Origin of the sequence: Nonomuraea sp. NPDC049637 (genome assembly GCF_040675235.1) — a bacterium.
Taxonomy (GTDB): Bacteria; Actinomycetota; Actinomycetes; order Streptosporangiales; family Streptosporangiaceae; genus Nonomuraea.
Genome location: NZ_JBFAOM010000058.1, coordinates 29,708 through 40,063 on the forward strand (window position 1 = coordinate 29,708; position 10,356 = coordinate 40,063).

General features: G+C 69.6%; 12 protein-coding genes. 7 read left to right on the top strand and 5 right to left on the bottom strand.

Going from position 1 to position 10,356, the window contains the following annotated elements; translation table 11 throughout:
* Positions 1-537 precede the first annotated feature (537 nt).
* The 4 genes from AB0J71_RS44055 (at position 538) to AB0J71_RS44070 (ending at position 2,475) form a co-directional block, all read left to right on the top strand.
* Positions 538-807 (top strand): WhiB family transcriptional regulator, encoded by a 270-nt coding sequence (locus AB0J71_RS44055; protein WP_352319337.1) that lies wholly within the window; start codon positions 538-540, stop codon positions 805-807.
* Between the two features lie 41 nt (positions 808-848).
* Positions 849-1,043, top strand: a complete 195-nt coding sequence (locus AB0J71_RS44060) for a hypothetical protein (protein WP_352319311.1) — start codon at positions 849-851, stop codon at positions 1,041-1,043.
* 551 nt (positions 1,044-1,594) lie between these two features.
* Positions 1,595-2,038: a helix-turn-helix transcriptional regulator gene (locus tag AB0J71_RS44065; RefSeq protein ID WP_352319313.1), complete on the top strand. Its 444-nt coding sequence runs from the start codon at positions 1,595-1,597 to the stop codon at positions 2,036-2,038.
* 20 nt (positions 2,039-2,058) lie between these two features.
* Positions 2,059-2,475, top strand: a complete 417-nt coding sequence (locus tag AB0J71_RS44070; RefSeq protein ID WP_352319315.1) for a VOC family protein — start codon at positions 2,059-2,061, stop codon at positions 2,473-2,475.
* A 66-nt stretch (positions 2,476-2,541) separates the two neighbouring features.
* Here AB0J71_RS44070 and AB0J71_RS44075 read toward each other — a convergent pair whose 3' ends face one another.
* Positions 2,542-3,876, bottom strand: coding sequence for an AarF/UbiB family protein (locus tag AB0J71_RS44075; protein ID WP_352319338.1), 1,335 nt, complete (start codon positions 3,874-3,876; stop codon positions 2,542-2,544).
* 63 nt (positions 3,877-3,939) lie between these two features.
* On the bottom strand, positions 3,940-5,364 hold the full coding sequence (locus AB0J71_RS44080) for a thiamine biosynthesis protein ThiF (RefSeq protein WP_364420162.1): 1,425 nt from the start codon (positions 5,362-5,364) through the stop codon (positions 3,940-3,942).
* Between the two features lie 198 nt (positions 5,365-5,562).
* Between AB0J71_RS44080 and AB0J71_RS44085 the strand changes: the two genes are divergently transcribed.
* From AB0J71_RS44085 to AB0J71_RS44095, 3 genes are all read left to right on the top strand, one after another.
* The gene (locus tag AB0J71_RS44085; RefSeq protein ID WP_352319318.1) at positions 5,563-6,345 is read left to right on the top strand and encodes an enoyl-CoA hydratase-related protein; all 783 of its coding nucleotides are present in this window, start codon (positions 5,563-5,565) and stop codon (positions 6,343-6,345) included.
* Between the two features lie 67 nt (positions 6,346-6,412).
* Positions 6,413-6,928 (top strand): M48 family metallopeptidase, encoded by a 516-nt coding sequence (locus AB0J71_RS44090; RefSeq protein WP_352319320.1) that lies wholly within the window; start codon positions 6,413-6,415, stop codon positions 6,926-6,928.
* On the top strand, positions 6,925-7,509 hold the full coding sequence (locus tag AB0J71_RS44095) for a DUF2064 domain-containing protein (RefSeq protein WP_364420164.1): 585 nt from the start codon (positions 6,925-6,927) through the stop codon (positions 7,507-7,509). Before AB0J71_RS44090 ends, AB0J71_RS44095 begins: the two co-directional genes overlap by 4 nt.
* Positions 7,510-7,516: 7 nt before the next feature.
* Here the strand turns inward: AB0J71_RS44095 and AB0J71_RS44100 are convergent, their stop codons facing one another.
* Genes AB0J71_RS44100 through AB0J71_RS44110 form a run of 3 tightly spaced genes read right to left on the bottom strand, consistent with a single transcriptional unit; the run spans position 7,517 to position 10,319 of the window.
* Positions 7,517-8,503 carry an endonuclease/exonuclease/phosphatase family protein gene (locus AB0J71_RS44100; protein WP_352319324.1) on the bottom strand — a complete coding sequence of 329 codons (987 nt, stop codon included), beginning with the start codon at positions 8,501-8,503 and terminating at the stop codon, positions 7,517-7,519.
* Positions 8,504-8,532: 29 nt separating this feature from the next.
* Positions 8,533-9,093 carry an NUDIX hydrolase gene (locus AB0J71_RS44105; protein WP_364420167.1) on the bottom strand — a complete coding sequence of 187 codons (561 nt, stop codon included), beginning with the start codon at positions 9,091-9,093 and terminating at the stop codon, positions 8,533-8,535.
* On the bottom strand, positions 9,090-10,319 hold the full coding sequence (locus AB0J71_RS44110; RefSeq protein ID WP_364420175.1) for a zinc-dependent metalloprotease: 1,230 nt from the start codon (positions 10,317-10,319) through the stop codon (positions 9,090-9,092). The genes AB0J71_RS44105 and AB0J71_RS44110 overlap by 4 nt, the downstream gene beginning before the upstream one ends.
* Positions 10,320-10,356: the final 37 nt, after the last annotated feature.

Here is a 10,356-nt window from a genome sequence, read left to right on the forward strand (position 1 = left end):
AGCACGTTGTGACACCGTGGTTGTGTCACAAAATCGCAGGTAGAAAATATGTTGCCCCTTCCCGGCTTCCCGGTTTAGGGTCATGGACAAGCGAGTCGGACACTCCTGTTTCCGACGATCTGATGAGTGGAGGTGAGCCCCGGTGATGAGCATCCAGATGTCGGCCACGCAGTGGCTCGCTTCCGCGTGCCGTGACTCGGTGAGGCTCGCCGATGGGCCGGCCAAGCTGCGGCAGGAGAAGTCTGCCCGTATCCAGGCCCCCGCCGTCCGTGCGAGGGCTCACGCGGGTGTCGCCGCTCCGCAAGGCGTTCCTGTCTATGGCGCAGGTATCGCTGCCCCGACCAACCAGCTCACCAAGGGTGGACTGTGCGGTCCGCAACCCTGGAGGGATGCTCCGGTCATAACCTGACCGGCACATAGCAGCCCCCAGGCCGCGGATCCGTACACAGGATCCGCGGCCTCTTTGTTTTTCCGCGATCCCCGACCACCTCCGAGGTGCCCGACAAGATCAAAAAGCTCGATCAAAAGGAGAAGCAGATGGGGGCCAAGACGATCATGGACCTGATCGACGAAGCCAAGATCCCCTGTCGTACCGACCCTGACCTGTGGTTCGCAGAGTCACCCGAGGACGTCGAGTTCGCCAAGGCTCTCTGCAGCGGCTGCCCGATCCAGCAGGCCTGCCTGGCCCGCGCGCTGGAGCGCGAGGAGCCCTGGGGAGTCTGGGGCGGCGAACTGATCCTCAGGGGAACGGTTGTTCCCCGCAAGCGTCCGCGCGGGCGTCCCCGCAAGCACCCGGTCGCTGCCTGACCATCCACCAGCCCGACGAGCGAGAGAGAACAAGAACACCGATGAGCACTTCTTCCACCAGGAGCCTGGCCGTGCCGTATCTGTTTCATGACTTGGTCAACGACCGAATACAAACTCTCCACCGCGAAGCGGAGGAGCAGCGTCTCATCCTGCGCGTAAGCCGCGTACAGCGGGCGCGACGCGAGGTCAAGCGGGCCAACGACCGCTTGCGGAAGGCGCTGAGCCGGCAGGTGTGATCAAGGAGGTCCTGCCGCCGGCGCAGGATCTCCTGATCCCCACCTGCATCTGAAGAGCCGGGCGCACCCAGCGCCCGGCTCTTTCCATGCCCAGACTTCTGCGCTCTGTGGGGCGAGATGCGGGACGTCTGCCGCCCAGCTCGGTGAGCTGCGGGTCGCCTGCGTTCTGTCCGGTGTGTCGCGGGAATCTCTGCGACCAGGTGAGCTGCGGGACGTCCGCGTTGAGCGCGGTGGGTTGCGGGACCTCTGCGCTCTGCCGGATGAGTTGCGGGACATCTGCGCTCTGCCGGATGAGCTGCGGTCCGGTCGCTTCGGGGCGCGGCGCAGCCTGCAGCCGGGGGCCTTGGCCTGTCTGTCTCTTCCTGTGATTCGCGATCCGGATCTCGGGTGGTCTTCTTGCGGCGGCCAGGGAGCTGGCCTTCCATGCATTTGTCTTCGGTGCCTGGCTCTTTTCGGTATGTCGGACTCGGGTCGGGAAGGGTTCGTGGGGTGGAGGGTGCGGTGTGAGCTGGGGTGGCCGGCGGTCCCGGCCGACCATGGGCCGACGTACGATGGCGCATGTGACCAGCAGACCCGCCGAAGCGCAGCACCTGCGTGACCTCGCCCTGCTGCGCCGCGTCCGCGACCGTATCGACCGCGACTACGCCCAGCCGCTCGACGTCGAAGCCCTGGCCCGCGGCGTGAACATGTCAGCCGGCCACCTCAGCCGCGAGTTCCGCCGCGCGTACGGCGAAGCCCCGTACGGCTACCTGATGACCCGCCGCATCGAACGCGCGATGGCGCTCCTGCGCCGCGGCGACATGAGCGTCACCGAGGTCTGCTTCGCGGTCGGCTGTTCCTCGCTGGGCAGCTTCAGCACCCGCTTCACCGAGTTGGTCGGTGTGCCGCCCAGCGTCTATCGTCGCCGGGCGGCGAGCGCGACCGCGGGGATGCCGTCGTGCGTGTCGAAACAGGTGACCAGACCCATCAGGAACCGAGAGACCGCGCTTACCTGACCCCAATTAGCGTGACTTCCATGGACATCACCATCCACTCCAGCTTCCTCCCGCACACCGACCCGGAAGCCTCCCTGGCCTTCTACCGTGACGTCCTCGGCTTCGAGGTACGCAACGACGTCGGCTACAAGGGGATGCGCTGGCTCACGGTGGGCCCCGCCGGCCAGCCGGACACGTCCATCGTCCTGCAACCACCGGTCGCGAACGGCTACGGCATCACCGACGACGAACGCCGCACCATCACCGAGATGATGGCCAAGGGCACCTACGCCGGCGTGAACCTCGCCACCACCGACCTCGACGCCACCTTCGAACGCCTGAAGGCCAGCGGCGCCGAAATCGTCCAGGAGCCGATGGACCAGCCGTACGGCGTCCGCGACTGCGCCGTCCGCGACCCTTCGGGCAACCTGATCCGCATCCAGGAACGCCACCCCTGACCCGCGCTCGGTTCCATCACCCTGGATGCGTCCTTCGGGCCGTCCCATGACCCGCGTCCCGCCCGATCAGCCGATAGCCAGTGCCTCGCCGTTCGGGTCGTCGGCGAAGCCCGGAACCCAGCGGATCACCTCGTCACGGAAGCGCGCCGTCGTGCCGAGCTGGCAGAGGACCCCGACGCCGGCCGCGTGCACCCGATGGATGAGCACGTACGACGGCGGCAGGTTGAGCTGGCGAACCACGTTCGTCGGGCGGAGGTCGGCGACACTGGCCGCCTGGGCCTGCAGCCACTCCCGGCTGAAGGTGAACTCCTCCACGGCCGTCGGCTCCACGTACGGCGCCAGGAAAGCGCGCAGGGCGTCGGGGTCGATGTCGATGTCCTGACGGATGAAGCCCTCGTCACGGAGACCCGTCATCACGGTCTCCATGTCGCCCTGGTTGAAGATGCGCGTGAGCTGCCCGAAGACCTTCGGATAGCCGCCGGGCAGGCGGTTGACCGCGCCGAAGTCGAGGACGCCCAGCTTGCCGTTGGCCAGCACGCGGAAGTTGCCCGGATGGGGATCGGCGTGCAGCATGCCGACCCGGGCAGGCGAGCAGAACAGGAACCGGACGAACAGCAGCCCCGCCTGATCACGCTCGTCCTTGCTGCCCTCGGTGATCACCCGCGACAGGGGAGTGCCGTCCATCCACTCGCTGACCAGCACCATCTCGTTGGCCGCCACCACATCAGGGACGTGGAAGTCGGGATCGCCGTTGAACTCCAGCGCGAAGGCGTGCTGTGCCTCGGCCTCACGCAGGTAGTCGAGCTCCTCGGCGATGCGCTCGCGCAGCTCGGCCAGCAGCGCCTTCATGTCGAGGCCGGGCAGCAGCGCCCCGAACATCTTTCCCAGCCGGGCCAGCTGGGTGAAGTCGCCGAGCAGCGCCTTGCCCGCCCCCGGATACTGGATCTTGACGGCCACCTCGCGCCCGTCGTTCCAGACGGCCTTGTGCACCTGGCCGATCGAGGCGGCGGCCGTGGGACGGTCGTCGAACGAGAGGAAGTGCTTGCGCCAATCGTCCCCCAGTTGCTCGGCGAGCACCTTGTGGACGGTGGCGACCGGCAGCGGAGGAGCGGCGTCCTGCAGTTTCGTCAAGGTCGCCCGGTAGGGGCCGACGATCTCCGGCGGAAGCGCCGCCTCGAAGATCGACAGTGCCTGCCCGAGCTTCATCGCCCCGCCCTTGAGCTCGCCGAGCACCTTGAAGATCTGTTCGGCGGTGCGCTGCTGTACCTCCTGGGCCACGATTTCTGCTGATTTGCCGCCGATGCGCTTGCCGAGGCCGAGGGCGGCCCGCCCGGCGAACCCGAGCGGAAGGGTGGCCAACTTGGCTGAGCGGGTGACTGCCCGGCGCGGAAGATCGCTCACACTCATGCGCGGAACCTCGCCCGAGATGCCGCTTCCCCCCTTCGTGGTCGTCCCCTGAGCACGTCAGTCGCTGGTAGGTGACACGTCCATTGTTAGCGAATATGGATTGTTTCGCATACAACGACATTGCGGATGACCGCTCCACGACCGTCTTTTCCAGCACCAATCAGGCATTACGTCCATTGTGCCGTTCGTCACAGAGGACGCCCGGCCTTCGAGATGAGCAAGCGCCTGACCGGTCGCCGCGGCCGCGACGAGCGTGGCGAGAGTCGTGTCGCAGGCGATCTCGCCCGGCGGATAGCCGCCCAACCTGGCGGTGACGATCGGCCAGGCGGGATCGTGGTCGCGGCGCGTCAGGTCGAGACAGTGCAGGCACGTCGTCTCGCCGGGAAACACCAGTGGGCCGACGGACCCGTGCCCCTCGAAGGCCGACACCAGCAGATGCGGGATGCCGAAGTCGGCCAGCTCGTTGACCAGCACCCCGTCCAGCGGCCCTACGGGCGCCAGGATGGCGAGGTCGGGACGTGCCGTGCCGTCCCCCAGATGCGGAGCTCCGGCCAGGACGTTGGACGACGGAACGACGTCCTGACTCACCTCCGCCGAAGTAGGTGGCACATCAGGAGAGACCTGCGCGGCGGCGCTGTCGGACGGCGTGACGCCTGGCCGCCTGGGTTGTGCGGTCGTGCCGCCGGACGGCGACGGCGCCCCGCGTGCGGGCCGGCCGGCGACATCGCCAGCGGGTGTCGCGTTCGGGCCCGCATGGCGAGGGGGTGCGGCGTGATCGCGCGGCGGCGGAACGGCCGGCGCGTTCTTCGGCGGGGGAGCAAGCAGCCGCCGGGCGACCGCCGCCGCGCCCTCCTCCCGGGACAGCCCCACCTCGGCCCATGTCAGGCCGCCCGGCGTGATGTCCCCAGGCCGGACCGGCCCGGGATCGATCACGCGGATGTCGCCGACCCCGCCGGCCGCGAGCAAGGCGACGATCTGGGCCCCCACGCGTCCGGCTCCGTAAACCCTGACCTTCGCCTCCCGCCGACGCCGCAGCAGCTCGACGCCGCCCTGGGGACCGTTCGAGGCCAGGTCGAGCGCGTCGAGATCGGGTTTCAGCCGATCCCGCTCGGCGAGGGAGAGCTCCCGGAGCGGCGCCGGGAACGGGCCGGCGTCGTGCAGGGCGCCCCGCGTGGCGAGGTAGTCGAGCAGAGCCTGGGCGCACGGCTCGTCGAGGCCGGCCGCCGCCGCGTCACGCATCACCCGGCGCAGGTCGCGGGTGCCGTCGAGCCCCTCGATCCACTGACGAACCGATCTCGTCAGGCCGGTCAGCGTGATGGCCCGGAGGGGATGCACGCCGTACTGCAGGGTGTGCTCGTCGCGGAGGATGCGCCGGAGGGCCGGCTTCACACGTGGCCTCATGGCCGGAAGGTTCGCACGTCCGACCAAGATCCCGAGCCGGTTCCGCGCCGCCTGTGGACAACCTCCGACCACGACGCCCACCCTGTGGACAACGTCCCGCAGCGAAGCGCACCCGAGACAGGCCGGAGACCACATCCGCACCTGAGGCTAGCGGGGAACCACCGAGGAGAGCCGGGAACCAGCGGGGCAGGCCGGAACCACCGGGGCAAGCCGGGAACCACCGAGGCAAGCGGGAACCGCCTCCGCATCCGCGTCCCGCAGAGCGTTACGCTTCGCCGCATGAGCGAGCTCTTGGTCGACCGCACAGACGACGGAGTAGTCGTCCTCACCCTCAACCGCCCCGAACTGCGCAACGCCATGACCGACACCATGACGGCCGAATGGCGCGAAACCATGACCACCCTGGCCGCCGACCGTGACCTGCGCTGCGTCGTCGTCACCGGAGCGGGCAGCGCGTTCTCCTCGGGCGGTGACCTGTCGTGGATCGGCGAGCGCGGCGCCGAGGCCGTGCCGCCGCTGCGCGACCGCATGCTCGCCTTCTACCGTACCTGGCTGATGATCGCCGACCTGGAGGTCCCCACCGTCGCCGCGGTCAACGGCCCCGCCGTCGGCGCGGGCCTGTGTGTCGCCCTGGCCTGCGATCTCGTCTACGCCGCGGACGACGCCAAACTGCTGGCCCCCTTCACCCGGCTGGGGCTGCACCCGGGCATGGCCGCCACCTACCTGCTGCCCAGAAGAGCCGGTACGGCACTGGCCCGCGAGATGCTCCTGACCGGCCGTCTCCTTACGGGTACGGAAGCCGCAGATAAAGGCTTGGTAAATCAATCTTTCCCGAAGAATGACCTTCTCTCCGAGGTTTCGGTCATCGCCAAGAAGATCGCGGAGATGGCTCCAGTCGCCACCCGCCTCACAAAGGTCGCGCTGAACCAAGAGCATCAAGACCTGGAAGCCGCTCTGAGGTGGGAATCCTTGGCCCAGCCCGTGACCATGGCATCATCCGACCTGCTGGAGGGCCTGGCGGCGCATCGGGAAAGGCGCATGCCCAAATTCACCGGCTCTTAATCATCTGACCAGCGAAAACAACGTCCACCCTCTGTGGAATTTCGCCAGTCTCGGCTAACGTGCTTATGTGCCCCCCGAGACAGTCGAGGTCCGTCGCAGTTCTCGTCGCCGGCGTACGGTCTCCGCCTACCGCGACGGCGACAAGACGATCGTGCTCCTGCCCGCCTGGCTGAGCGGCGAAGACGCGGATGAATGGGTGAGCCGGATGCTCGACCGGCTGGCCGCCAAGGAAGAACGACGAAGGCCGACCGACGAGGCCCTGCTCGAACGGGCGAGGGAGCTGTCGGTGAAGTACCTCGACGGCCGGCCCGACCCGGTGAGCGTGCGATGGGTCGACAACCAGCAGCATCGCTGGGGCTCCTGCACCCCGGAGAACGGCACCATCAGGATCTCGACCCGGCTCAAGGGCCTGCCCGAGTGGGTCATCAACTACGTCATCATCCACGAGCTCGCGCACCTGATCGTGCCGAGTCATGGCCCGGGGTTCTGGGCGCTGGTAGAACAGTATCCGAAGGCGGAGCGGGCGCGCGGGTTCCTCGAAGGATTCTCCGCGGCGGCCCACACGGCACCGGAGGAGTGTTGACGCGCATCGTCGCCGTCCTGGTACGCGGCCGCATGGCCGAAGCGGCGCCCCCCGGCGTCGATCCACGGCAGTTCCTGGAGGCCGTGGCCGAGGACACCTACGAGATGGTCGCCGGCCTGGAGTTCGTCACCCCGGTTCTGATCACGGCCGTCCCCGGCCTCGACGACCTCGTCTGGCCCGGCACGGAGATCGTCACCATCGACGAGGACGAGCCGCTGCGAGCGGTCCTCGGCCGACTGTCCGGCGACCAGGCCGCGGTGATCAACGCCGACGCGCCCGACCTGCCCTCGCTGCTGGTCGGCAAGCTGTTCAGGGAACTGGGCCGGGCCGAGATCACGATCTGCCCCGCGGCGGACGGCGGCGCGGTGGCGCTGGCCTGCTCGCTGCCGCTGCCGGCCTGGGCCGACCCCGACCTCGACGCCCCCGACGTCGTCGCCGTCCTTCGAGCTCAGGCCCCGGGCCCGCGCAGGGTCGCCACCATCTCTGGATGGCACCGCCTGCGCACGCTCGACGACGTCGAACGCCTCGACCCGGGTCTCGAAGGCTGGGACAACACCCGCGCCCTGATCGCCGGCCGCTGACCCCGCGTCACGGCACGGTGAGCTCGGCCAGCACGGCCCGGTGGTCGGTGCCCGGCACGTCGCGCACGCTGACCTCCCTGACGCCCACCCGCTCGTCCACCAGCACGTGGTCGATGGTGATGATCGGCGGCACCCGCTTGTTGGCCGGCCATGTGGGGATCAGCCCCGCGCCCACCTGGTCGGCCGCGTCCTTGTACCCCCGGGCCAGCAGCCTGCGCAGCGAGGCGTGGTCGAGCGAGGCGTTGAAGTCGCCGGCGAGGATCCGCACGGTTTCGCCGCCGGCGGAAGGAAGGCTGGAGAGCGCCTCGTTCCAGTTGACCACGTTGGGGCCGAGCGGCGGGTAGGGGTGGACGTCGACGAACTCGATCGGCTTCCCGCCCGGCAGCGCCACCATGGCGGCGGGCATCTTGTGCCCCACCGGCGGCACCACGCCGTCGAGCGTCTGCAGCGGGTGCCTGGAGTAGAGGCCGCTTCCGCCGGCGTCCCATTCGTCCTCGAGCACGCGGTGGGGCATGAGCTCCTTCAGGCCGGCCGCGTCCATGTCGGCCACGGCGCCGGGCGTCAGCTCCTGCGTGCTCAGCACGTCGGGCCGGAACTCGCGCACCAGGTTCACGATCACCTGCGGGTCGGCCTTGCCGAACAACATGTTGATGGTCATGACCTTGAACGGCCTGCCGGTCGTGGCCTCGGCCGTGCCCAGCGCACGCGGCAGGACGCTGAACCCGAGCGCGGTCGTGGTGAGCAGCGCGACGGCCGTCGCGGCCCGCCGGCGCCCGACCGCGGCGATCAGGAGGGGGACCAGGGACCCGGCCGCCGCGTACGGCGTCGCCGTCATCAGCTGCGTGGGCAGCGAGCCTCGTTCCAGCCCGGCCACCCTGGCCACGGCCCAGGCCGCGAAGGGTGTCACGGCCAGCCAGGTCAGGACGTTGCCGGGCAACTTCCGCGGCTTGCGGGCAGGCGTCACGATCGTGCCGCCAACGGCAGAAGTCTCCACGCGGCCCCCTTGGAACGATGCGAAGGACTCTAACCCAGCGAACGCGAGCGCGAGCTGAGCGCGGCGCGTCCGCGTGCGGCCAGCCGGCGCGTGGCCTCGTCGGACAGCTCGGGGATCTCGTCGACGGGGAACCAGCGCAGGTCGAGCGACTCGTCGCTCATGACGGCCTCGGCGCCGGGAGGTGCCACGGCCGCGTACTCGACGTCGAGGTGCCAGCTGTGCGGCGGATGGCACCAGACCTTGTGCTTGTCCACGGCCAGCGGGCCGGGCAGCAGCTCAAGTCCGGAGATTCCCGACTCCTCGGTGGCCTCGCGCAGCGCCACCGCCTCCAGCGTGGCGTCGAAGTCCTCGCAGTGGCCGCCCATGGGCAACCACTGCCCGGCCTTCGGATGCAGCGTGAGCAGCACCCGGGCGCCGTCGTGGCTGAGCACGGCGGTGGTGGCCGTCAGGTGGCCGGGTGCGCACACGCGCCACATGGCGTCGTCGTACGTCCGCAGGTAGCCGAGGAACTCGGCGCGCAGCGCCTCCTCCCCGGGGGTCGGCGCGGTCCAGGAGGACAGCACCGCCACCGCGTCGTCGTGCAGGGTCACCGGCCGCCGTCCTGGTCGCCGTTCTCGCCGCCGTTCTCGTCGGTGGGCCTGGCCTCCAGCTGGGAGATGTCCCAGGCGGCCTCGCCGCGTACGAACGCGTCGGGGTCGTCGAGGTCCTCGGCCGTCGGCATGAGGTCGGGGTGACCCCACAGGGCGTCGCGCCCGTCGACGCCGCGCTCGGTCTCCAGCGCGCGCCACAGCGCCGCGGCCTCGCGCAGCCGCCGGGGCCGCAGCTCCAGCCCGACCAGCGTGCCGAACGTCAGCTCCGCGGGCCCACCGGTCGCCCGGCGCCTGCGCACGGTCTCGGCCAGCGCGACCGCCGAGGGCAGCTTGCCGTCGGCGGCCCGGTCGACCACCGTGGCCACCCACCCCTCGACCAGGGCGAGCATCGTCTCCAGGCGGGCCAGGGCGGCCTTCTGCCGCTCGGTCTCCTCGGGCTTGAGCAGCGCGCCGCCGCTCAGCGCCTCCTGGATCGCCTCGGGGTTGTTGATGTCGAGCCCGCGGATCTGCTCCTCCAGCGCGGAGGTGTCCACGGTGATGCCCCTGGCGTACTCCTCGACGGCCCCGAGCAGGTGCGAGCGCAACCACGGGACGTGCTGGAACAGCCGGTGGTGCGCGGCCTCGCGCAGCGCCAGGTAGAGCCGGATCTCGTCGGCGGGGATCTCGAGGCCCTCGCTGAAGGACGCGATGCCGCCGGGCAGCAGCGCCGCGGTGCCGGACAGCGGCAGGCCGATGTCGGTCGTGCCGATGACCTCGCGCGCCAGCGAGCCGAGCGCCTGGCCGATCTGCTGACCGACCATCATGCCGCCCATCTGCTTGAGCATGCCCATCAGCGGCCCGGCCATCTGCTGGGCCTCGGGCGGCAGCCCGGAGCCGCCGAGCGCGCCGCCCATGGTGTCGACCATGCGTTCGGCAACGGGCTCGCAAAGCTTGCGCCAGACCGGGACCGTGTTCTCGATCCACTCCGACCGGCTCCAGGCCTGCGGGTTGGACACGCCGCTCGGCAGCGTCGTCGCCTCGTTCAGCCACAGGTCGGCCAGGCTCAGCGCCTCGACGATCTGGCGGCGCTCGCCTTCCATGACGCTCGGATCGCCCTGGGCGACCACGGCGTGTCGTGCGATGTTCTTGGCCATGTCCCAGTTGACAGGGCCTGAACCCTGAGGCGCCGACAACATGTCGGCGAACTGGCGCATCGCCTGAGCCATTTGCTCAGGGTTGCCGAACATGGCGAACGGGTTCTCGTTAGGGTCGTTTTCGCGACCT

What these genes read in the sequence shown, in the direction of transcription:
- AB0J71_RS44055 (WP_352319337.1), top strand. Translation starts at nt 538, where the DNA reads ATGGGGGCCAAGACGATCATGGACCTGATCGACGAAGCCAAGATCCCC.
- AB0J71_RS44060 (WP_352319311.1), top strand. Translation starts at nt 849, where the DNA reads ATGAGCACTTCTTCCACCAGGAGCCTGGCCGTGCCGTATCTGTTTCAT.
- AB0J71_RS44065 (WP_352319313.1), top strand. Translation starts at nt 1,595, where the DNA reads ATGGCGCATGTGACCAGCAGACCCGCCGAAGCGCAGCACCTGCGTGAC.
- AB0J71_RS44070 (WP_352319315.1), top strand. Translation starts at nt 2,059, where the DNA reads ATGGACATCACCATCCACTCCAGCTTCCTCCCGCACACCGACCCGGAA.
- AB0J71_RS44085 (WP_352319318.1), top strand. Translation starts at nt 5,563, where the DNA reads ATGAGCGAGCTCTTGGTCGACCGCACAGACGACGGAGTAGTCGTCCTC.
- AB0J71_RS44110 (WP_364420175.1), bottom strand. Translation starts at nt 10,319, where the DNA reads ATGTTCGGCAACCCTGAGCAAATGGCTCAGGCGATGCGCCAGTTCGCC.